Raw genomic sequence first — 23,977 nt, forward strand, 5'->3', positions numbered from 1 at the left:
AAAAAATGAAAAAAATCATTTTATTATTGGCAATGGCGTTATTCATCGCTGCCTGTGAAGATTTAGACCAGGTGCCATCAAATATCGCAAATTCAGATTCATTAACTGATTTTGAAGGTGTTCTTAATGCAGCATACTTCTATCAATTAGGTTCGGTAACTCCTATGGCAGTAATGGGAGATTTTAGAGCTGATAATGCATTAATGATAGAAGAGCCTTACCCGTCTTTTGATAGATTCAATAGTGATCTCATAGTTATGGAAGATCAGTTCTTTGAACCGTTTTATATTGCTTTATATAGATCAATTTTAAGTGCAAACAATGTTATTGAAAATTCAGCAAATACGACAGATGTTGGTGAAGCAAAGTTTTTAAGAGCTTTATCATATTTTAAGCTAGTGCGTGTTTTTGGAGATGTTACTGTAAATCTAAGTTCTGGAGATCTTAGCTTAGATTTAACAAGACAACCGGCTGCGGACATTTACAATAATATTATTATCCCAGACTTACAAGATGCCATATCAGTTCTGAATAATTCTGGCTTATCAAACGGTAGAGCTACACAAATAGCTGCTCAAGGTTTATTAGGTAAAGTTTACATGCAAATAGGCGACTTTACTAGTGCAGAATCATATCTCGCAGCTGTGGTAAATGGTGCAGCAGATGCAGGCGTAAGTTTACAGGCTAACTTTGCTGATATTTTTGGAGATGCCAATGATTTAAACTCTGAGATTCTTTTTGCGACTCAAGTATCAAGCTCAATTCCAGATGAATATGGTTTTACAGAGTTTACAGGTTGGTATATTGGTAATGATTCAAAATCTTTTGAACCATTGGACTTAGATTTAGTAGCTGCATTTGATGCGGCAGGAGATGTTAATAGAAAAGCTCTCACGGTGGATGAAGATGCCGTTAGAGGAATAAAGTATTTATCTGAAAATCCAGATCAAGATTGGATCGAATTGAGATTAGCAGATGTCATTTTATTGTATGCAGAAGCACTTAATGAAAATAATAATGGAGATGGATCTCAATCAGCAACTATTTTAAGTCTACTAGATGATATTAGAACTAGAGCTGGTTTAGCCAGTTTAAGCGGTACCGCAAATACACAAATAGAAGTTAGACAAGCTATTGCAGATGAAAGAAGATTAGAATTAGCCTTTGAAGGACAACGATGGTTTGATCTTGTTAGAACAGGTACCGTGGATGTGGAAATGGGAGAAACTGTTAATCCTAACTATTATGTGTTCCCAATTCCCGATTCCGAAATACTTGCTAGTAATGGTATCATTACTCAAAATCCTGGATACTAAAGTTGTGTGTGTTAAAAAACAATAGGTGAAATTATTGTTTGTTCAGTATCCTATACTCCATTAATCATTAATTTGATTAATGGAGTTTTTTTTGAAAACATCTAAGTTTCTAAATACAATAAACTTATTCTGTAATTTATTAAAATGATACAAATACGTTAAGATGTTTGACAAAAGCGTTATATATTTGCTATGAACTAGCGAAGTTGTATGATTACCATAAAAGAAATTACCTCCAAAGCAGATTTGACCACATTTGTTAAGTTTCCCTTTGAATTATATAAAGACTCTCCTTATTACGTTCCTTCGATTATTAAGGAAGAATTGGATGTAATGAACCCAAAAAAGAATCCTGTTTTTAAAAATGCAATAGCAAAATACTTTTTAGCATATCGCGACAATAAAATTGTAGGTAGAATAGCAGCTATTATCAATTGGATTGAGGTAAAGGAACAAAAAAAAGCAAAAGTACGTTTTGGTTGGTTTGATGTAATTGACGATATCGAAGTTACAAAAGCGCTTTTAGAAAAAGTTACTGAATTTGGAAAACAACATTCTTTAGAATATATGGAAGGCCCAGTAGGTTTTTCTAATATGGATAAAGCAGGTATCCTTATTAAGGGGTACGAAGAGCTTAATACCATGATCACTTGGTATAATTATCCATATTATAAAGAACATATGGAACAACTTGGTTTTGAAGATGCTGCAACTTGGGTTGAATATAAAATTAAAGTTCCAAAAGAGACTAAAGAAAAGGTTATTAAGTTTGCGAAAATAATTAAGGAGCGTTATCAACTTCAACTACTAAAGTTCAGGAAGAGTAAAGAGCTATTAAAATATGCAGATGATATGTTTGATCTACTTAATAAAACATATAGCAGTTTGCAGACCTTTGTGCCTATACAACAATATCAGGTAGAAATGTACAAGAAAAAGTATCTACCCTACTTAAATCCAGAATATATTACCTGTATCGCGGATAACACTGGAAAACTCATCGCTTTCTCTATTGTAATGCCTTCTTTTTCCAAAGCTTTAAAGAAAATGAATGGTAAAATTTATCCCTTAAAGTTTTTACATATTCTTAAAGCACAACGCAGAAACGATACTGCAGCATTTTACTTAATAGGGGTTGATCCAGAATATCAAAACAAAGGTGTTACCGCTTTGATATTTAAAGAAATGAACGAAACCTTTATTCGCAACGGAATTGAAATGGTAGAAACCAATCCTGAATTAGAAGAAAACAAGGCTATTCAGGCTCTTTGGAATGACTACGAACATGAGCAGCATAAAATGAGAAGGACTTACAGAAAATATTTTTCTTAACAAATCTTCAGTTATTTTAATAGATTTTTAATACAAAAAGTTTAAAATTTCCCCATTTATAAGCTATTTTGGAAAGAAATATTATCTCTTTAAACCAAATAGTTATGATCAAAAACATTTTAAACTTAAATGGAGTTAAAGAACTCCAAAAGAAACAACAATTATCTATTAACGGTGGTAGCAGTCCATATTGTAATTTTGGACCTTTAACCTTAGACTGTTCTATTAATACAGATGGTCGTTGTACTTGTGTTAATGGAAGATGTGTACAAGGTCCAGAATATCACTGCCGATAAGAATAACAGTCTTCTAATTACTAATAAATAATAGGTAGATCACTATTATTTCATTACAAATCATTTTTAAACTTAAAATTCTCAATTATGTTACTCAACATTCTAAAAATTCAAGGTGTACAAAAATTAAATAGAACGGTACAAGAAAATATCAAAGGAGGTGATCATCTAAACACTGGGCGTTCTTTATGTTATAATGACTCTGATTGTATTACAAATCATATTTGTTGTACTGGAGTTTGTTTTAATCCCTTGATCGCATTTGAATTACCTAACTGTTAAGGTAATTCACATAGCTATCAAAAAACACAATTTTTATAGGCTTGTCCTTCTCATTAATCATTATTAAAAAACAATATTACTTATTTTAAAACCTATAAATCATGATCAAAAACATTTTAAAAATCGACAACGTACGAGAACTTAAAAAACAAGAATTACAAAAAATTAAAGGTGGAGATGGAGAAGTCATCTGTAATGGTATATTATGTCCTAGAACATATATTTGTTGTGGACAAACCGGTTGTACCAATCCAACTTACGCCGTATTAAGTTGTGATTAAAGCAAGAAGGAATTCAAGTTATGAACTTAGGCAACTAAAATATAGTATAAAAGACACTTTATTAGAAGATTTTCTTTCGAGGTTGTACTAGTACAAGATTGAATTTAAATTATTAAATCACCGAAATATAAAGTCCATCCGAAGATGGACTTTTGTAATTTTTTAAAACCTTTCAATCAATAATTCAAATTATTATTAACATAAAAATAACAATATCTAAAAGTAACAAACCCTCTTTAAAACAAAGGTTTAGGTTACATAAGTCATTGTATTATTATCCGGATAGCTAAACGTAATATGACTTTTGAATTATTAACTTTTTAAACAAAATTATTATGTTAAAACAGATTTTAAAAATCAAAGGAGTAAATCAGTTAAAAAACTTTGAAAAAAAGGGTATTAAAGGAGGGTTTATTGATTGGGGAGCTGGTTGTGAATACAATGGTAACGGATGTCAAGATCCTAGAGATGTTTGTTGTAACGGAATATGCCTAAGATATGAATATGCTTTAGCAATTCCTAACTGCGAATAAATAGAAAGCACCTCTGAGAACATCTCAGAGGTGCTTGTTTTGTATATATCATCTATATAAACTACTCTCCCATTGCTTCTGCAAGAGCAGCAGACATCTTTTTGTAAGTTCCATTTTCTAAAGATTCTCGAATAGCTGAAAAAGCATTCAATGTATCTTCTACATCCTCCAAGGTATGCGAAGCAGTAGGTATCAATCTCAATAAAATCATTCCTTTAGGGATCACTGGATATACCACTATAGAGCAAAAGATTCCATGGTTCTCTCTTAGATCTTTAACTAATGCCATTGCCTCAGGTATACTACCTTTCAAATATACTGGTGTTACGCAACTTTGCGTAGTTCCTAAATCAAAACCTCTGTCTCGCAATCCATTTTGTAAAGCATTTACATTTCTCCATAACTTTGCTTTTAGTTCTGGCATTGTTCTAAGCATATCTAAACGCTTAAGTGCACCAACAACTAATTGCATCTGTAATGATTTTGCGAACATCTGAGATCGTAGATTGTACTTTAAATAATCAATAATTTCCTGATCTGCAGCGATGAATGCTCCTGTACTAGCCATAGATTTCGCAAAAGTTGCAAAATACACATCGATATCGTCTTGCACTCCTTGTTCTTCACCAGTTCCTGCTCCTGTGGCACCTAAAGTTCCAAAACCATGAGCATCATCTACGAATAATCTAAAGTTATATTTCTCTTTTAGAGCAACGATTTCTTTTAATCGTCCTTGCTCTCCACGCATTCCAAAAACACCTTCAGAGATTAATAATATTCCACCTCCTGTTTTCTGAGCCATTCTAGTAGCTCTCATAAGATTCTTTTCGATACTTTCTATATCGTTATGCCTGTAAGTATATCGTTGTCCTTGATGCAATCTAACACCATCAATAATACAAGCGTGAGCGTCTACATCATATACAATAATATCGTCTTTACTAACCAATGCATCTATGGTAGACACCATTCCCTGATATCCAAAATTCAACAAATAAGCAGCCTCTTTATGCACAAATTCTGCAAGTTCATTCTGTAATTGTTCATGAAGATCTGTGTGACCACTCATCATCCTTGCACCCATTGGATATGCTGATCCATAAGCCGCTGCTGCCTCAGCATCAACTTTACGGACTTCCTCCATATTTGCCAGTCCTAAATAGTCATTGATACTCCAGGTAACTACTTCTCTACCCTGAAACTTCATTCTATTTGATATTGGACCTTCTAATTTAGGAAATACAAAATATCCCTCTGCTTGATCCGCCCATTTCCCTAGAGGCCCTTTGTCTTTGTATATTTTATCAAATAAATCTCTCATCTACCGTAAATTTGATTTCTTTAAGTGTGCGAAAATACAGAAAATTGACGTGATACCATAATAATATACCAATTCACTACAATATCTATTTTTCACAAAAAAAGCATCTGTAAACTATCAGATGCTCTAGTTTATTTTTTATTAAATTTTATTTCACAAACTGGACTTTGGTAGCATCTTCTTCATGAACGCTATCAAAAAATCCTTGTTCCATCATCCAATCATCGCTAAAAACTTTGCTCATATAACGAGATCCATGATCCGGTAATATGACAACAACATTGCTGTTTTCGTCAAACTCACCTTGTTTAGCTAATTGCTTTATACCTTGAATTGCAGCACCGCTAGTATATCCTAAAAACATACCTTCTTTTCTTACTAATTCTCTAGCAGAATGGGCGCTATCCTCATCACTTACCTTTTCGAATTTATCGATAATCTCAAAATCTGTAGCAGTAGGTATTAAGTTTTTCCCTAAACCTTCTATTCGATAAGGATAAATTTCCTCCTCGTCAAACTCTTTAGTTTCGTGGTATTTTTTTAATACGGATCCATAGGCATCAATACCCAAAACTCTGATATCGCTATTCTGTTCTTTTAAATATCTTGCGGTTCCAGAAATGGTACCTCCTGTTCCACAGCAAGCTACAAAATGAGTTATATTTCCTCCAGTTTGCTTCCATACTTCAGGACCGGTTGAATTATAATGAGCATCAATATTTAGCTCATTAAAATACTGATTGATATAAACCGAACCTTTTATTTCTTCATGCAGTCTTTTGGCAACTTGGTAATACGATCGAGGATCATCAGCGCTAACATGTGCAGGGCAAACATACACCTTTGCTCCCATGTTTTTAAGCATTGCGATTTTATCTTTTGAAGATTTGGAACTAACTGCAAGAATACAATCATATCCTTTAATTACGCTAACCATTGCCAGACTAAAACCAGTATTACCACTAGTAGTTTCTATAATGGTGTCACCTGGTTTAAGTATACCTTTTCTTTCTGCCTGTTCTATAATGTATAATGCTATCCTGTCTTTAGTAGAATGTCCGGGATTAAATGATTCTATTTTCGCATAGAAATTCCCAGGATAGCCTTTCATAACTCTGTTTAATTTTACAAGTGGTGTGTCACCTATAAGCTCTAAAACATTATTATAAGCTTGTATATTTTCTTTCATAAGGGTTGTGTTTTAACAAGTTTATAGAACTTAGTGAGGGGAGTCTATAAACTGTTAGAAAAACATTACGAAGTTACGTTAATTTTTTTAATTAATGATTTATACCTTCTAAATCTAATAAAAAAGCATATTCCTCGGCTACCTCCTTTAAAGCTTCAAATCTTCCTGAGGCTCCGCCATGACCAGCTTCCATATTAGTATGTAATAATAATAAATTTTCATCTGTTTTCAATTCACGTAGTTTAGCAACCCATTTTGCAGGTTCCCAATACTGAACTTGAGAATCGTGTAGACCTGTTGTTACCAACATATTCGGATAACTTTGAGCTACAACATTGTCATATGGAGAATACGATTTCATATATTCATAATACTCCTTTTCGTTAGGGTTTCCCCATTCATCATACTCACCAGTAGTCAAAGGAATTGTATCATCTAGCATGGTAGTAACTACATCAACAAAAGGTACTGCTGCCACAACTCCATTATATAACTCAGGAGCCATATTCACGATCGCTCCCATTAACAGCCCTCCTGCAGAACCTCCCATAGCATAGAGATGTTTTGTAGAAGTATACCCTTCATCTATTAAAAACCTAGAACAATCTATAAAATCAGTGAATGTATTCTTCTTTTTAAACAGTTTACCATCTTCATACCAAGAACGACCAAGGTACTCTCCTCCTCTAATATGAGCGATTGCATAGATAAATCCTCTATCTAATAAACTTAATCTCACTGTAGAAAAATATGGATCTATAGTAGAGCCATAAGATCCATAAGCATATTGTAACAAAGGATTACTTCCATCTTTTTTAATTCCTTTTTTATATACTAATGAAATCGGAACCTGAGTTCCATCTTTTGCATTTGCCCAAACACGTTCGGAAACATAATTCGCTTTATCAAATTTCCCACCTAAAACTTCTTGTTCTTTTTGGACATGTTTTTCTTTTGATTCCATATCAAAATCAATTACTGAATTAGGAGTAGTCAAAGAATTGTAAGCGTATCTTAGGATTTTAGTGTCAAAATCAACATTTGTGCTAACATAAGCGGTGTAGGTTTCATTATCAAAAGGAAGATAATAATCTTCTTTACCATCCCATCGTTTAATATTTATCTTATTTAAACCATTATGTCGCTCACTGATCACCAAATAATCCTTGAAAATATCCACATCCTCTAGTAATACATCTTTGCGATGAGGAATAAGATCTTTCCAATACTTTTTTGAAGTATTTTCTTCGGAAACTTGCATCAATTTAAAATTCTTGGCTTCATCTGCATTAGTAAGCACATAAAAGTTACCATCATAATGTGCTATCCCATATTCTAAACCTCTAATACGCTCCTGAAACACCTTAAAATCACCTGTAGGGTCATTTGCCTTGAGAATATGATATTCTGATGTTAAAGTGCTACTGGAACCAATTACCAAATATTGTTTAGATTTGGTTTTGTAAACAAAGGTATTAAAGGTGTCGTCAGACTCATGATACACTTCTATATCCTTAGATGAATCTGTATTAAGAATATGTCTATATATTTTATGTGATCTTAAGGTCTCCTCGTCTTTCTTTGTATAGAATAAGGTTTTGCTATCTGCAGCCCAAGTACTTCCACCTGTAGTAGTCTTAATTATTTCAGGATATATTTCTCCTGTTATTAGATTTTTTATTCTAATGGTATATTTCCTTCTACTTAAAGTATCAACACCAAAAGCAATCAAAGTATTGTCTGGACTAACATTTAGACCTACCATTTTAAAATAGGAATGTCCTTCAGCTTCTTCATTACAATCAAATAAAATTTCTTCTTTTGCATCGAGACTTCCTTTTTTTCTTGCATAAATAGGATAATCCTTTCCAGTTTCATAGCGCGTTATATACCAATAACCATTTAGCTTATATGGTACCGAAGAATCATCTTCTTTGATACGACTTTTCATTTCTTCAAAAAGGCTTTTTTGAAAGTCATTAGTATGCCCCATCATCTTTTCATTATACTCATTCTCTTGCTCTAAATACTTAATTACCTCTGGGTTTTCCTTATCATTTAACCAAAAATAATTATCAATACGAACATCACCATGTTTTTCTAAATGAGTAGCTTTCTTTTCTGCAACGGGATTCTTAACTTCTATCTGCAATTTCTTGATATTTATTTGAACTATACGAAGATGCAAAAGTAAGAGTTACCATTTATATAACCCTTAGACTTTTAGCATAAATCTCTTAGTTTATTAACAGGTAAAATACTAATTTTGTTCTTAATAAATTCTAAAAAAACAAAATCGATGTTTGGAGATATGATGGGTAAGCTAAAGGAAACCCAGAAAAAAGTTGAAGAAACTAAAAAAAGATTAGATACTGTTATGGTAGATGAATCTAGTTCTGATAATCTTCTAAAAGTTACTATTACAGCAAATAGAGAAGTTAAAAGCATTTCTATTGCAGATGAGTTGTTAAATGACAAAGAACAATTAGAGGATTATCTAATTCTAACAATGAATAAGGCAATAGCCAAAGCTACATCTGTTAATGAGACAGAATTAGCTGCAGTTGCTAAAGAAGGAATGCCTAATATACCAGGGTTAGATCTTTTTAAATAAATGAATCTATAGAAATAAAAAAAGGAAGCAAATTGCTTCCTTTTTTTATACTCTTTAACGTAGATTAGTTGTTAATCAATCTAAATTCAGTTCTACGGTTAGCCGCATGCTGACGCTCAGTACAAGAAACACCATCAGAACATCTGTTCTTTAATCTTGTTTCACCATATCCGTTAGCTACTAATCTACTTCCGTTTATACCTTTAGACAATAAATAAGTTACAACTGCTTGCGCTCTTCTTTCAGAAAGACTTTTGTTACTAGACTTTGATCCTCTAGCATCCGTATGCGATGCAATCTCCATTTTAGCTCCTGGATTGTTTGCTAATACTGGCATTAATCTAGTATCGATTATACTTTTTGCCTGAGAAGTAAGGGTAGCACTACCTAAATTCCAGTTGATTGGTAACGCAGAATATTCTACTAATGAACACTCAACTTCTTTCCAAGTAGTTAAACCTCCTTTTTGAGTAAGCACTTCTTTGCTTACTGATTTAAATGTAGCCGGAACTACTACTTCCTCACTATATGCGTCTTTTACCATTACTGTTTTAGTAATCGTTGCATACTCTGCAGGAATTACTTCTTCGATCACTTTTGCAGGCTCAGCAATTACTCTTTTAGTATAAGTACTTGTTAATTCATCTATTGGAGTACTTCTTGTGGTTGCATCAGAGCTTAATGTTTGTACAGCTACCGTAGTAAATTCAGCTGGATATCCTTTATAACACCAGTAACGACAATCATCTGGGTTACTAGATGCACAATCTGGAGCAGGAGAACCAAGTTCCCATTGAGCATATGCTGGCTTAATTTCTAAAGTTTCTGAACCTTTTCCAAATTTTGCAGGAATTACAGATAACTTAGATGCTTTTTGCTTCTTAATAAAAGTTACTGTTTCATTCTTATACTTAGCTGGTACATAAGTAAACTTCTTAGTTTCCTCTTTTACCAAAACTCTCTCAGTTACTGTTTCGAAAGTAGCAGGAAATGTTTTTAATTTTCTGTATTCAGGTGTTATTTGCACTTGTACTGTTTGATTTTCGTAAATATCAGGAGTGGTACAACGTACATAACATTTTCCAGGTTCTGGATTTGCAGGAAGGTCTTGAGCCTGTGCAGCTACACCTACGAATGCAAGGAAAATAAGTAAAATACGATTTTTCATGTTTGATGATTTTTGTGGTTATTATATATGTTACACTTAAAGGTACAAATTTATCCACATCAAAAAGAAATGTTAAAATTAAGATTCCAAAAAAAGAAGGCATTTTCGACGTATTGTTTTTTTACTCGATAAAATACTCAAAAGGGTACTTTTTGAAGTTTTAATCATTTTTGTTTTTCCTTTTATTTATATACTTTTATAGAAATCAGTTAACATTTTAAAAAACAACTATAATATGTTTGAACTCAAAAATAAAGAGGGATCTAATTTTCATTTTACGCTTAAAGCCAAAAACGGACAGGTAATTCTGAGTAGCGAAGTGTATAATAGTAAAGCCGCTGCTGTTAATGGAATTGCTTCTGTACAGAAAAACTCATCTGAAGATGGCAGATATGAAAGAAAAACTTCAAAAGACGGTAAGTTTTATTTTAATCTAAAAGCAGGAAATGGTCAAATAATTGGAAGTAGTCAAATGTATACTTCTGAATCAGGAATGGAAAACGGAATAAATTCTGTAAAAGAAAATGCTCCTGGAGCGGACACAAAAGAGATATAAAATTCTTAATTAGAATTAAAAGGCTGTTTGAGATCATCAAACAGCCTTTTTTATTTTAAACTTTCGTCAACACATCGTTCATAAAATATTCATGCATTTGGGTAGTGTAATCTAAATGAGTAACGAACCTAAGCTTTCCTTGTCCCATTCCATAAAAATGAATGTTTTTTTCTGCCATCTGTGCTATAAATTCTTCTTCATTTCTATCTATAGTGAATATAATTATATTCGTATCTATTGGCTCCACACTTTTCACAAAGGATAACTTTTCTAACACTTCACCTATTTCTGTAGCTTTTTTATGATCTTCAATTAATCGATCCATATGATTATCTAAGGCATAAATCCCAGCTGCAGCCATGTACCCTACTTGCCTCATTCCTCCACCTAATACCTTTCGAACTCTTATAGCGTTTTGCATATATTCTTTTTTCCCGACTAGTACAGAACCCATAGGAGCTCCTAAACCTTTGCTTAAACATACAGATATCGTATCAAACACTTCTCCATACTGTTGAAAACGCTGATTTTTAGCAATAATCGCATTCCATAATCTTGCTCCATCCAAATGATATCCCAAGTTATGTTCTTTACAAACACTTTTTATCCTTAAAATTTCATCAAAATCGTAACACGCTCCTCCTCCTTTATTAGTAGTATTTTCTATACACACCAAACTTGTTAGCGGACTATGGTAAAAATCTGGTGGGTTGATAGATGATTCCACTTGATCTGCAGTAATCATTCCTCTATGCCCATCAATCAACTTACAGGACACACCACTATTAAACGAAACACCTCCACCTTCATAATTATATACATGAGCATATTTATCTGCAATAAGTTGTTCACCAGGTTGTGTATGTAATTTAATTGCCGCTTGATTAGCCATACTACCAGAAGGAAAGAACAAAGCCATATCCATACCGAACATGGTTGCTATCTTTTCTTCTAGTGCATTTACTGTTGGGTCCTCTTTATATACATCATCCCCTACTTTGGCATTCATTATCGCTTCAAGCATTTGAGAAGTTGGTTTAGTGACAGTATCACTTCTTAGATCAATAATCATATTTTAGAATAAGTAATTAGTTCTTAGTATTTTTAGAGAATATGCGAATGAAATTAAAAATTACATTGAAAGCTTCCTATAGGAGAACCATCAGGAATCTTAGGTGATGACATTGGTTTAAAATCTTTAGGATTAGCTATAAAATTCTCTATCTGTTTCACATAGTAGGCATTATAAACTTTATTTAATACGTTAGTATTTTGAGATTTTAACAGTGAACTTATTTTTTGCAACGAATTATAAGCGATAGCCTGTACTTGCGGATATGCGTTTTTATCATTACCTAACTTCATTAAATGCTTTAACGTATTATTTTTTACAACGTTTTGTATTTCATTATAATAATCACTTTTTGATTCTGAATTAAAAACTTGTTGTATCAATCTATCGATCACCTCAGATGCCCCTAACGCATTTTTATTTAAACTTCTCTGCTGCACCAATCTAGACACCCTTTCGCTATTTAACAACAAAGATAAGCTCATATCACAAGCAGTAGATGCAGCACTTAAAGCATCAAACCCTACTCCTGTTTTACTTTTAAAAGACTCTCTGGTACGATTATAACCAAAAGCACGAGGTGGAAATAAACCTAATTTACTTTCAGGAATTGCTAAAACTTCAGGAGATATGGTATTCAAAATCTGATCTAACGCTTTCTTTTGTTCTTTTACTGGAATTACTTCTACAATGGTTTGCATATCACCCTTAGTAGCATAATTATAATTAAGACCTCCTATTAATTTTACAGCAGCCTCCGTCTGATATCTATGAAAAAAATATAATGGAACAAACACGTCTTCCAAAACAGAATATGGCTCTCCAGTTCTAATATTATCAGCAGAAAAATTTTTAATTGCATGATTTCGTACTTCCAATACACTTTTTAATTCTTCAGAAGCATTGCTGCCATTATCCCATAAATGAGCCAAGCCGTGAGCTCCTCCTTGAGGTCTTGCATCACTATCAGATATAAAACGTAAACCCGAAGCATATGCTTCATCTAAAATCTTATTTAATTCCTTTTTCTCGTCAGCTTTACTATTAAACTCAGCATAACTATAAGCTACAGTTACTTTATCCCAAACCCCTATCTTAGTATCGTACGCGTCAGAAAAATCAATTTGATTATCTTTTAATCTAATGGTAGGATGCGGATAATCCATAACAGATGCTCTATCACTAGTACTGGCTGCAAAATTATGAGCAAAACCTATAGTATGCCCCACTTCGTGGGCAGATAGCTGTCTTATTCTTGCTAAAGCCATTTCTAACATAGGTTTGTAATTATCATCATTATTAGCAAAAGGTTTATTCGATAATGCTTGAGCTATTAAGAAATCCTGACGAATTCTTAAACTTCCTAAGCTTACATGCCCTTTTAAAATTTCTCCTGTTCTTGGGTCTACCACACTTGCTCCATAACTCCAACCACGCGTAGAACGATGCACCCATTGAATTACATTATATCGTAAATCCATGGGATCAGCATCTGATGGAAGCATTTTTACCTGAAAAGCATTTTCAAATCCAATCGCTTCATACGCTTGATTCCACCATCTAGCACCATCTAGTAATGCAGACCTTACAGGTTCTGGCGTTCCTGGATCCAAGTAATAAACAATAGGCTCTTTAGCTTCACTCATCTTTAGTTCTGGATTTTTCTTTTCTAATCGATGTCTTTTAATATATCTCTTAACAATCGGTTCTTGTATCGGAGTGGCATAATCCAAATATGAAATAGAAAGTGCTCCACTTCTAGGATCAAATTCACGTTTTCTATAATTATCATCTGGTAACTGTACAAAAGAGTGGTGTTGAGTAACGGTAAGAAATTTAGCATCGGGAGCAACTGACCAAATATTACCTCTTTTTGGAGTTCCTTTATAGGTCAAAAGTGCTTCAAACTCTACATTTTTTGGAAATGCTTTAGTTCTTTCTAAACTTAATGCACTTTTGCTCTTGTCGATACTATAGTTGCCTTCATTTTGATTTTTTAATCTATTAATTACTCCATGTGTGTCTTGCATCAAAAATGGAGTTAAATTAATTACATAAGAACCATTTTTATTTTCTTCTATTTTAAAACCGTATAAGACTGATTTCGCAAAGGCCTGTTCAACACTTTTCTTTTCTAATTTATTATTTGTTATTGCTCTATATCTTTGATTCGGTTGAACCAAGAGTAGTTTATTTCCAGCTTTAACAAATTTTACAATAACACCATTACCTATTTGCCCTCTATCCAATCCAATATCATTAGAACCAAGACCCGAAGCTAACGAGTGAACATATAAAAACTCTTCATCCAATTTATCTACTTCTAAATAAATGGCATCTTTATCTTCGCTATAGTGAAAATCGAAGAAACCTTTATATGATTTTAATTCTTTATGTGAATCTAAAAATTGAGCTGAAAGTGATTGAGCAACTATTAAAAAGAAGCAAGAAAAATATAGTCTCATTTAAAAATGATTAATGTGAATTACAAAAGAATTAAAACTATAAAATAATAGCAAAATTATTTCCTACTGAATTGTTAAATCCTATTTTTGTCAAAAAATAATCAAAATATGATCAATACTGAGACTTTACAAGATCTTAGAGAGCGCCTGGTTGCGTTAAGGAGGTATCTTTGACATTGATGCCAAACTAATCCAAATCGCTAACGAAGAAGAAAAAACGTATGCTCCAGATTTTTGGGACGATGCCCAAGAAGCAGAAAAAATAATGCGGGCTTTAAACTCTGAAAAAAAATGGGTTTCTGAGTATGAAAAAGGTGTAAGCCTTATTGATGATCTCGAAATCCTATTTGAGTTTTATAAAGAAGGAGATGCCACTGAAGAAGAAGTAAATACAAATCATCAAAAAGCACTTGATTTAATCGAAAATCTTGAATTTAAGAATATGCTTAGTGATGAAGGTGATAGTATGAGCGCTGTTCTTCAAATTACAGCAGGTGCTGGTGGAACCGAAAGTTGTGACTGGGCAAGTATGCTAATGCGTATGTACCTAATGTGGGCAGAGAAACAAGGCTTTAAGGTAAAAGAGCTGAACTACCAGGAAGGTGATGTTGCAGGTATTAAAACAGTGACTTTAGAAATCGAAGGGGAATATGCTTTTGGTTGGCTAAAAGGAGAAAATGGTGTTCATCGTTTAGTGCGTATTTCTCCATTTGACAGCAATGCAAAAAGACATACTTCATTTGCTTCAATATATGTTTACCCTTTGGCGGACGACAGTATTGAAATAGATATTAATTCTTCAGATTATGAAATCATTACATCTAGGTCTAGTGGAGCTGGTGGACAAAATGTAAATAAAGTAGAAACTAAAGTTCAGCTTACGCACTTCCCTACGGGAATTCAAATATCTTGTTCCGATTCCAGATCCCAACATGATAACAGAGAAAAAGCATTACAAATGCTAAAATCTCAACTTTTTGAATTGGAACTTAAGAAAAGACAGGCTCAACGAGACGAGATTGAAGCTTCTAAGATGAAAATCGAATGGGGATCCCAAATACGTAATTATGTAATGCATCCTTACAAATTAGTAAAAGACGTAAGAACAGCTGAAGAAACTGGTAATGTAGATGCAGTTATGGATGGAAATATTGACGCTTTTCTGAAAGCATACCTTATGATGATGGGACAAAAAAATGAAGACTAAACAATAATTATGACAACAATATATCACAATCCAAGATGCAGTAAATCAAGACAGTGCTTAGCAATTCTTGAAGATAAAAAAGAGGATTTAGAAATTATAAAATACCTGGATACTCCTCTAACTGAAAATAAGCTTAAGGATATCATTAACTTATTAAATATAAAACCAATAGAACTAGTAAGAACTAATGAAACTATATGGAAGCAAGAATTTAAGGGAAAAGAGATCAAAGATGACGAACTAATACGAATTATGGTAAATCATCCCAAATTAATTGAAAGGCCTATTGTTATTAAAAATAATAAAGCTATTATTGGAAGACCACCTGAAAAAGTGTTAGATATTCTATAATAAAAAACCTCGGAAATAATTTCCGAGGTTTTTTTATTTACCATACTATAATTTTCTATTGTGGAATTCCATTAGTTGAAGTCATAGATCCGTTAAAAGTTTCTCCTGCTACTCTAATACTAAAGCTTGTACCACTTCCTGTAGAACCAGAATTTGGTTCATGAGAACCAGTAAAGTTAGCTACACCATCTGCTGGCATAGTAAAAGTAAAGCCACTTGTATCATTTTCACCATCTCCATCTACATCTATACATACGATCCCTCCAGGTGCCACACTCCAACAAGTAATCGCTATTCCTAAATTAGCACCACCTGAACTTGTTGCTCTAATCTCAGCTCGTCCGCTTCCATCACCTCCAGAGTTCATAGATAATTCTACTGTAGATCCTGCAGGAGCAGTAAGCACACCCGTAGCTCGATTAAAGTTAATGTTAGATTCTACAATTACAGTACGTGTAACTTCTGTAGCACTATTACCCGCAGCATCTTGGACGTTATATCGTATGGTATATGATCCAGGCAAATTAACATTTACATTACCAGTTGTCTGAATAGATGCTGTAATATTACCATCTACATTATCCGATGCAGTTGCTCCAGGATCTGTAAAACTTCCTCCTTGTTGTACAGTTATCGTTGAAGCTCCAACTAGGGTAATTACTGGAGCTACATTATCTATAACTCTTACTGTTCTAGTAATTGTTGCTGTATTATTCGATGAATCTGTAACGCTGTACGTTAATACATAATCTCCTGGTGTATTCACATCTACACTTCCTGATACCGTTATGTTCGCTGTTATATTACCATCAACATTATCGTTAGCATTAGCACCAGGATCGGTAAAAGTATTCCCTACATTTACAATAAAAGGATTAGCTCCTTCTAAAGTAATAACAGGACTAGTATTATCAATAACGTTTACTGTTCTTGTCACTTCTACATTATTTCCAGACGAGTCGGTAACGCTATACACAAGTGTATAAGAACCAAGTATAGTTACATCTACTGCTCCACTTACTTGTATCTGATCAGTTAAATCTCCATCTAAATCATCTGTAGCTGTAGCTCCAGGATCGAGAAAAGTAGCACCAAAACTAACCTCTAAAGGATTACTTCCTACTAGAGTAATCACTGGTGGATTATCACTAATTACATTTACTGTTCTAGTTGCTGATACTTGATTACCTGCAGTATCGCTAACAGTATAAGTTAGTTCATATGCTCCAGTTACGTTCGTATTAACCATTCCTGTTACCTGAATTTGTGAAGAAATATCACCATCTACATTATCCGTAGCAGTTGCTCCAGGATCATTAAACGTTTCTCCTTGTAAAGCGGTCAACGGATTATCTCCTAATAGTGTAATAACAGGATCAATATTATCTATAACATTTACAATACGATCAACAGTAGAGGTATTCCCAGAAGAATCTTGAACACTATACACTAAAGTATATGTTCCTGGAACATTTACATCCACTGAACCTGCAACTGTAATATTAGCTGTAAGATCACCATCAATATCATCAGATGCTGTTGCACCAGGATCTACAAATGCTTCTCCGATATTAATAGTAATTTCAGCAGCTCCAACTAATTCTATTGTAGGAGGTGTACCATCAGGATCTCTATAGGTTAACGTTAAAGAAGCTTCTCTTGATACGGTAACGGTATTTGAATTATCTACCTGAAAATCCAAAATGTGCTCCCCTTCTAAAGTACCTACATAAGTACCTATACTTTCTCCAACCTGAATCGAAATATTATCACCAGGTTCGAACGTTTCTCCATTATAAACCAGATTCCCTGTATTAGAAGAACTATAGTTCATAACATAGCTTGATGTTCCTGCGGTTTCTGTAATATTAAAATTAATTGCTGCACCAGAATCGGTTGTAAAGATAGGATTCGTACTATCTACTAAAGTTGCTGTAAACGTAAAATCTGGAGTTTCACCAACCACGATATTCAACAATTGAGATTTAGAAACCCCTAAACTACTAGTAACCGTAAATTCAACATCCACTGTTCCTAAAGCTACTCCTGTAAATTGCCATCTAGAATCTCCAACTGAAATCGCTCTTGATGTGTCAGGCTCCAGATCAGTATCATCTACACTAATAGTACCTGCACCCTCTGTAGTTATATCACTAGGTGAAATAAAAGTATATGCAATTTCATAAGTAGCACTACTAATTTCTGCTATGGATAAATCTAAATCAATTTCACCACTCACATAAGTTGTTTCGGAACTTGGTGCTACATCAAACGTAAAATCCGTATCATTCACATTATAAGTCAACACAAACTCTTCTTCTCTTTCCTGTGCATCTCTTAATGTTACTGTAACTTTATTTACACCAACTAAGGTTCCGACATATTCTATGGTAAATTCAGGTCCAGCAGGTAAATCAACAAATTCATTTTCAGAAATTTCAGTATCATTTAAGAAATAAGAACCTGAACCTTCTGTTACGTCGTACTTTATCTGATAATCTCCTGCCGCTATATTATCGATACCGACAATAGTAAATGTTGTTTCTTCTTCTGTATTAACAAAAGCGTCAAAAGTTGTTTCGTTGAACTCTACTTTAAAAAAAACTAGTAAATCTTCTGTAATCTCCTTGTTACAAGCAAAAAGCACAAAAATAAATACTAATGCAGTTATTGTGTATTGAAAAGTTTTTTTCATTGATTTCTTTTAAGTTTTTAAGATTTCGATATCAAAATATAAAAGGGGTTATTTTAATATCAGTTTTACTCCAATACCAAAATAAGGAGTCAATTCTCCAATTTCACTATTGAAATGATATATTTCTTGTGCTTTTATATTAATGGCTATTGTCGGTATTAAAAAGATATCTGCATCTAAACCTGCATAAGCTCCAAAAACAATTTGACTTGGTTCAATATTTAATGTTTGACCATTTTCAAGCGTTTCATCTCCGCTATTGATAACCTCGCTCCCTACTGTACCACCAGCTCCTAAGGAAAGTGCAAATGTTCTTTTATTATTTCGCAAAACATCAAAAAAGAAACCTGCATTAAAAGAATAAAGATTTACAGGTACTTTTATATCATTGACCTCTAATTTTGTAAAATTCCCTTGAAGACCAAACTGCAAATAATCGAATTCATTTACTTTATAATCTAAGGTTGCTAAACCACCAAAACCACCATCTACATAACCTCCGGTTATTGATAGTGCTGTTTTATGACTCTGCCCATACATGGAAATTGAAGAGCTAATAATCAATACTAATATGAGAAGTGACTTATTCGTAAGAAGTTTTTTCATAAACCCTATTTTATCTATTTGTGAGATTTTTTTAAGCTTTTTTCCGCAAAATTATGTGCAAAACTAAAAAACGCTAACGGATTTTACACTATTATTATTGTAACTAAATTCTTTCAAATCCTAATAAAATTTACAATTATTACATTTTTGTTAATTCTATTTAACAGTTAGCAATAATTAAACTATTGGTTTTAAATGCCTTATATTATTTAACAGTGCTTTAACCGATATCCTAATACTCTAAGTATATTTTTGGTCACCCAACATAAAAATATGAAACAAATTATTTCGCTAGTACTAGTTTTTATTACACTAGCATCTTTTGGACAACAAAAGACAATAAAGGTTACAGGAAGAGTAATTGACAAAGAGACAAATGATCCTTTAGAGTATGCAACTATTTCTTTTATAAATCCTAAAGAAAATAAAATCGTTACTGGTGGAATTACCGAAACCAATGGAAACTTTAATATCGAAGTTCCCGCATCGATATATAATATTTCTATTGAATATATATCATTCAAAACCGTAACACTAACAAAACGAAAACTTTTCACAAATACTAACTTAGGTACTATATCCTTAGGACTGGATACAGAATCTTTAGATGACGTTGTTGTTATTGCAGAGAAAACAACAGTAGAAATAAAACTTGACAAAAAAATCTACAACGTAGGAAAAGACCTTACTGTTAGTGGTGGTACCGTAAGTGATGTTTTGGATAATGTCCCTTCTGTTTCTGTTGATGTTGAAGGAAATGTTGCATTACGTGGAAATGACAATGTAAGAATACTAATAAATGGAAAACCTTCTGGATTAGTTGGACTTAATAGTACGGATGCATTACGTCAGTTACCAGCGGAATCGATTGAAAGAGTTGAAGTAATCACCTCTCCATCCGCCCGATATGATGCCGAAGGAACTGCCGGAATATTAAATATCATTTTAAGAAGAAGTAAATTACAAGGATTAAACGGAGCTATTACGGTTAATACTGGATTTCCATTACAAGCTGGAGTATCTGGAAATATCAATTATCGTACAGGAGACCTAAACTTTTTCACTACTTCAGGATATAATTATCGTGAAGTTCCTGGTAATTCTCTATCGGAGACACGGTTTTTCAATATTGATCGAGACATGAACATAGATGAACCCGATACTTTTCTTAATGAAGAAAGAGATTTTGACAGAATTAGAAAAGGAATAAATACAAATGTAGGAATAGAATGGTATATTAATGATTCATCTTCTCTTACAACCTCTTTTCTTTACCGATCAAGTGATAATGAAAGTAATACTACCAATTTAATAACAGAACCAGACGAAAATGGTAACATTTTAAGTAGTAATCTTCGTTTTGACCCAGAAGTTGAAGATGACGAAACAAAACAGTACTCCATTAATTACAATAAAGATTTTAATGATAGTGGTCATAAGCTTACTTTCGATTTTCAGATAGAGAATAGTGAAGAAATAGAAGATTCAAGAATTACTCAAGAAAATATTTCTACTGTCGAACTTGTAAATACTTTAGAGAAGCAAGATCGTATTTTGATACAATCTGATTATGTACTTCCTATTGGAGAAAAAACACAATTTGAACTCGGTTATAGAGGAAACTTTAATGAATTAGATACCGATTTCTTAGTAGAATTTGATGACAACGGAAACATTAGTACAGACACCGATTTATCAAACAATCTTTTATTTAAAGAACAAGTAAATGCAGCCTATACTCAGTTAGGAAGTAAGACAGGAAAATTATCTTACCTTCTAGGATTAAGGGTTGAAAGCACTAGAATAACGATAGATCAAAAAACGAGTAATGATCTCAATAAAAAGATATATACAGATATTTTCCCTACGATCAATCTAGGATATAAATTAACGGATAAGCAAAGTTTAACACTTGGCTATAATAGAAGGATAAGAAGACCTCGTTCTAGATTTATCAATCCTTTTCCATCTAGATCTAGCGCCACAAACATATTTCAAGGAAATTCAGATTTAAACCCAAGTTACTCTAATGTTTTTGATCTCGGATATCTCAATAGACTTGGAAAACTTACTTTAAATTCTTCTATATATTATAATCGATCTACCCAAATATTTACATTTATTGCAGAAGATACTGGAGATACAGCAATTATAGGAGATGGTACCGAAGTATCAGTGATTAGACGAAGACCCATTAATTTATCGAGCTCTGATCGTTATGGTTTTGAATTTACGCTAACCTATAGCCCAAATAGAAAATGGAGAATCAACGGTAATTTCAATGCGTTTCAAAACAGTATAAGAGGAGATTTTGATGGTCAAAATTTTGATGCAGATAACTTTAGTTGGTTCGCAAGATTAAACAATAAAATTACGTTACCTGCCAAAATAGATTGGCAAACTACAGCTTTCTATGCAGGTCCTAATGAAAATGCACAAACAAAAAGTGAAGGTTTATTAAGTGTGAACTTAGCTTTTAGTAAAGATTTGTTTAAAGAAAAAGCTTCTTTAACCTTTAATGTAAGTGATCTTTTTAACAGTAGAAAACGAAGAAGTGTTTCAACAACCGAAACCTTTGTTACGGATAGTGAATTTCAATGGAGAGAACGTAGCTTTACCTTATCATTCACCTATAGGTTTAATCAGAAAAAGAAAAGACAACGTTCAAGAAATAATTTTGGTGGTGGTGATGAAGAATTTGAAGGTTAAAAATAACATCCTATTTAACAACTAGATATAGACACTAAATAAAAAAGGAAGATCGATTGATCTTCCTTTTTTACTATATATAACTAATACTTTCTTATACCTATGCTTCTCCTCTAGCCTTGCGTTTTGCTTCCTGCTTTAATTTGAAGTTTTCAATAGTAGCTCCAAAAATCCAGTAAGGAACTACAAATGTTAATAAAAATATCATTAACCAAAATCCGATGGTTAGGATTGTTAGGAATGCTAAAAAACCAAGGTACTGATCAAATTCGAACATAATAGTAATGTAATTTCAATTTTTGCCAAAGATACTAACTCTTATATTTATCTCATAGCATAAATATGATTTATTTTTAAATCAAAATTTTAGATCAATTTCGGCAACCTTTATTCCCAAAAAGCTATTCAAATTCTTAAATTTGCCGTTCGAAAAACAAATCATCATAGCTATGGAATATAGAATAGAGAAAGATACGATGGGCGAAGTAAAGGTGCCTGCTGATAAACTATGGGGAGCACAAACAGAACGTTCCAGAAATAATTTTAGAATAGGAGCACCAGGTTCAATGCCATTAGAAATTGTATACGGGTTTGCCTATTTAAAAAAGGCCGCTGCATTTACAAACTGTGAATTAGGAGTATTACCTATAGAAAAAAGAGATCTTATTGCGCAGGTATGTGATGAAATTTTAGAAGGAAAGCATGATGATCAGTTTCCATTAGTAATTTGGCAAACTGGTTCGGGTACACAAAGTAACATGAATGTAAATGAAGTTATTGCTAACCGTGCGCATCAAATAGCTGGAAAAACCATTGGAGAAGGAGAAAAAACTATTCAACCAAATGATGATGTAAACAAGTCACAATCATCTAATGACACCTTCCCTACTGGAATGCATATTGCTGCTTACAAAAAGATATTAGAAGTTACTATTCCTGGAATTACCCAACTTAGAGATACTTTAAAAAAGAAATCAGAAGCTTTTAAAAATGTAGTAAAAATCGGTAGAACACATTTTATGGATGCTACTCCTCTTACTATTGGTCAGGAACTATCTGGATATGTTTCTCAATTAGATCACGGGCTTAAGGCTTTAGAAAATACGTTACCTCATTTGGCCGAAATTGCTTTAGGAGGAACTGCTGTTGGTACTGGTTTAAATACACCTAAAGGATATGCAAAAAGAGTATCTGAATTTATCGCTCAGTTTACTGGTCTTCCTTTTGTAACTGCAGAAAATAAATTTGAAGCACTTGCAGCTCACGACGCTTTTGTAGAAACTCATGGTGCACTAAAACAAATTGCAGTATCACTTAATAAAATAGGTAATGATATACGTATGTTAGCTTCTGGACCAAGAAGTGGAATCGGAGAACTAATTATTCCTGCTAATGAACCAGGAAGTTCTATTATGCCAGGAAAAGTAAACCCTACACAATGTGAAGCATTAACAATGGTATGTGCACAAGTAATGGGTAACGATGTTGCTATTAATGTTGGAGGAATGCAAGGTCATTTTGAACTTAATGTGTTTAAACCCGTAATGGCTGCCAATTTGTTACAAAGTGCTCAATTAATAGGAGATGCTTGCGTTTCTTTTGAAGAACATTGCGCAAAAGGCATTGAACCTAATCAGGCTAGAATTACTGAGTTATTAAATAATTCATTGATGTTAGTAACAGCATTAAATACCAAGATTGGATATTATAAAGCTGCAGAAATTGCCAATACAGCACATAAAAATGGAACTACACTAAAGCAAGAAGCTATTGCCTTAGGATATGTTACCGAAACTGAATTTGATGAATGGGTAAAACCTGAAGATATGGTAGGTGCTATGAAATAGTATAAGGTTTAATGAGTCGTCCTAAAATAGGTTGACAATTTTACAAGATTTTATTTAATCCCTTGAAGCTAGCTTCAAGGGGTTTTTTGTTATGTATAAAGTTAGGTGTTTTTAAGTTAAGACTCCAGTGTGGTCTT

General features: G+C 33.1%; 21 protein-coding genes. 12 read left to right on the forward strand and 9 right to left on the reverse strand.

Translation table 11 applies throughout. The features are described from left to right. The first annotated feature begins 5 nt into the window (after positions 1 to 5). The 6 genes from ACWNT5_RS17290 (at position 6) to ACWNT5_RS17315 (ending at position 4,040) form a co-directional block, all read left to right on the forward strand. Positions 6 to 1,316 carry a RagB/SusD family nutrient uptake outer membrane protein gene (locus ACWNT5_RS17290; protein WP_299602218.1) on the forward strand — a complete coding sequence of 437 codons (1,311 nt, stop codon included), beginning with the start codon at positions 6 to 8 and terminating at the stop codon, positions 1,314 to 1,316. A 210-nt stretch (positions 1,317 to 1,526) separates the two neighbouring features. Beyond that, positions 1,527 to 2,648 carry a GTP cyclohydrolase gene (locus ACWNT5_RS17295; protein WP_299602221.1) on the forward strand — a complete coding sequence of 374 codons (1,122 nt, stop codon included), beginning with the start codon at positions 1,527 to 1,529 and terminating at the stop codon, positions 2,646 to 2,648. Between the two features lie 104 nt (positions 2,649 to 2,752). Beyond that, positions 2,753 to 2,944: a hypothetical protein gene (locus ACWNT5_RS17300; protein WP_299602224.1), complete on the forward strand. Its 192-nt coding sequence runs from the start codon at positions 2,753 to 2,755 to the stop codon at positions 2,942 to 2,944. An 87-nt stretch (positions 2,945 to 3,031) separates the two neighbouring features. Further along, positions 3,032 to 3,226 carry a hypothetical protein gene (locus tag ACWNT5_RS17305; RefSeq protein ID WP_299602226.1) on the forward strand — a complete coding sequence of 65 codons (195 nt, stop codon included), beginning with the start codon at positions 3,032 to 3,034 and terminating at the stop codon, positions 3,224 to 3,226. 101 nt (positions 3,227 to 3,327) lie between these two features. Next, positions 3,328 to 3,507, forward strand: coding sequence for a hypothetical protein (locus ACWNT5_RS17310; protein WP_456518052.1), 180 nt, complete (start codon positions 3,328 to 3,330; stop codon positions 3,505 to 3,507). A 335-nt stretch (positions 3,508 to 3,842) separates the two neighbouring features. Further along, entirely contained in the window at positions 3,843 to 4,040 is a 198-nt protein-coding gene (locus tag ACWNT5_RS17315) for a hypothetical protein (protein ID WP_456518053.1), read from the forward strand. Positions 4,041 to 4,101: 61 nt separating this feature from the next. On the opposite strand, the gene ACWNT5_RS17320 is transcribed toward ACWNT5_RS17315, so the two are convergent. The 3 genes from ACWNT5_RS17320 to ACWNT5_RS17330 form a co-directional block, all read right to left on the reverse strand. Then, positions 4,102 to 5,361: an aminotransferase class I/II-fold pyridoxal phosphate-dependent enzyme gene (locus ACWNT5_RS17320; RefSeq protein WP_299602230.1), complete on the reverse strand. Its 1,260-nt coding sequence runs from the start codon at positions 5,359 to 5,361 to the stop codon at positions 4,102 to 4,104. Positions 5,362 to 5,509: 148 nt separating this feature from the next. Then, a complete protein-coding gene (locus tag ACWNT5_RS17325; RefSeq protein WP_299602232.1) occupies positions 5,510 to 6,550 on the reverse strand; it encodes a PLP-dependent cysteine synthase family protein in 1,041 nt (346 codons plus the stop codon). Between the two features lie 91 nt (positions 6,551 to 6,641). Then, positions 6,642 to 8,702 carry a S9 family peptidase gene (locus ACWNT5_RS17330; protein ID WP_456518054.1) on the reverse strand — a complete coding sequence of 687 codons (2,061 nt, stop codon included), beginning with the start codon at positions 8,700 to 8,702 and terminating at the stop codon, positions 6,642 to 6,644. 147 nt (positions 8,703 to 8,849) lie between these two features. On the opposite strand from ACWNT5_RS17330, the gene ACWNT5_RS17335 reads away from it, so the two are divergent. After that, positions 8,850 to 9,164 carry a YbaB/EbfC family nucleoid-associated protein gene (locus tag ACWNT5_RS17335; protein WP_456518055.1) on the forward strand — a complete coding sequence of 105 codons (315 nt, stop codon included), beginning with the start codon at positions 8,850 to 8,852 and terminating at the stop codon, positions 9,162 to 9,164. A gap of 64 nt (positions 9,165 to 9,228) precedes the next feature. Here the strand turns inward: ACWNT5_RS17335 and ACWNT5_RS17340 are convergent, their stop codons facing one another. Next, on the reverse strand, positions 9,229 to 10,332 hold the full coding sequence (locus ACWNT5_RS17340; protein ID WP_456518056.1) for an OmpA family protein: 1,104 nt from the start codon (positions 10,330 to 10,332) through the stop codon (positions 9,229 to 9,231). A gap of 235 nt (positions 10,333 to 10,567) precedes the next feature. On the opposite strand from ACWNT5_RS17340, the gene ACWNT5_RS17345 reads away from it, so the two are divergent. Further along, on the forward strand, positions 10,568 to 10,888 hold the full coding sequence (locus ACWNT5_RS17345) for a YegP family protein (RefSeq protein ID WP_299602241.1): 321 nt from the start codon (positions 10,568 to 10,570) through the stop codon (positions 10,886 to 10,888). Positions 10,889 to 10,943: 55 nt separating this feature from the next. Here the strand turns inward: ACWNT5_RS17345 and ACWNT5_RS17350 are convergent, their stop codons facing one another. Together ACWNT5_RS17350 and ACWNT5_RS17355 are read right to left on the reverse strand one after the other, a co-directional pair. Beyond that, positions 10,944 to 11,960, reverse strand: a complete 1,017-nt coding sequence (locus tag ACWNT5_RS17350) for a threonine aldolase family protein (protein ID WP_456518057.1) — start codon at positions 11,958 to 11,960, stop codon at positions 10,944 to 10,946. 53 nt (positions 11,961 to 12,013) lie between these two features. Next, a complete protein-coding gene (locus tag ACWNT5_RS17355) occupies positions 12,014 to 14,425 on the reverse strand; it encodes a zinc-dependent metalloprotease (RefSeq protein WP_456518058.1) in 2,412 nt (803 codons plus the stop codon). A gap of 108 nt (positions 14,426 to 14,533) precedes the next feature. Between ACWNT5_RS17355 and prfB the strand changes: the two genes are divergently transcribed. Continuing rightward, positions 14,534 to 15,632, forward strand: a protein-coding gene (prfB, locus tag ACWNT5_RS17360; protein ID WP_299895894.1) for a peptide chain release factor 2 whose coding sequence is annotated in 2 segments (ribosomal slippage) — positions 14,534 to 14,596 and positions 14,598 to 15,632 — 1,098 coding nt in all. Because the reading frame shifts where the segments join, the coding sequence is not laid out codon by codon here. 9 nt (positions 15,633 to 15,641) lie between these two features. Further along, positions 15,642 to 15,983 carry an arsenate reductase (glutaredoxin) gene (gene arsC / locus ACWNT5_RS17365; protein WP_456518059.1) on the forward strand — a complete coding sequence of 114 codons (342 nt, stop codon included), beginning with the start codon at positions 15,642 to 15,644 and terminating at the stop codon, positions 15,981 to 15,983. A gap of 55 nt (positions 15,984 to 16,038) precedes the next feature. Here arsC and ACWNT5_RS17370 read toward each other — a convergent pair whose 3' ends face one another. Both ACWNT5_RS17370 and ACWNT5_RS17375 read right to left on the reverse strand, forming a co-directional pair. Beyond that, positions 16,039 to 18,678, reverse strand: coding sequence for an immunoglobulin-like domain-containing protein (locus tag ACWNT5_RS17370; protein ID WP_456518060.1), 2,640 nt, complete (start codon positions 18,676 to 18,678; stop codon positions 16,039 to 16,041). 48 nt (positions 18,679 to 18,726) lie between these two features. Next, positions 18,727 to 19,284 carry a conjugal transfer protein TraO gene (locus ACWNT5_RS17375; RefSeq protein ID WP_299602254.1) on the reverse strand — a complete coding sequence of 186 codons (558 nt, stop codon included), beginning with the start codon at positions 19,282 to 19,284 and terminating at the stop codon, positions 18,727 to 18,729. Positions 19,285 to 19,557: 273 nt separating this feature from the next. Between ACWNT5_RS17375 and ACWNT5_RS17380 the strand changes: the two genes are divergently transcribed. Beyond that, on the forward strand, positions 19,558 to 21,993 hold the full coding sequence (locus ACWNT5_RS17380) for a TonB-dependent receptor domain-containing protein (RefSeq protein ID WP_456518061.1): 2,436 nt from the start codon (positions 19,558 to 19,560) through the stop codon (positions 21,991 to 21,993). A gap of 100 nt (positions 21,994 to 22,093) precedes the next feature. Here ACWNT5_RS17380 and ACWNT5_RS17385 read toward each other — a convergent pair whose 3' ends face one another. Beyond that, positions 22,094 to 22,270, reverse strand: a complete 177-nt coding sequence (locus ACWNT5_RS17385; protein ID WP_091412127.1) for a hypothetical protein — start codon at positions 22,268 to 22,270, stop codon at positions 22,094 to 22,096. A gap of 172 nt (positions 22,271 to 22,442) precedes the next feature. On the opposite strand from ACWNT5_RS17385, the gene fumC reads away from it, so the two are divergent. Then, entirely contained in the window at positions 22,443 to 23,840 is a 1,398-nt protein-coding gene (fumC, locus tag ACWNT5_RS17390; protein ID WP_299602259.1) for a class II fumarate hydratase, read from the forward strand. Positions 23,841 to 23,977: the final 137 nt, after the last annotated feature.

This window comes from Aquimarina sp. 433 (genome assembly GCF_054054605.1).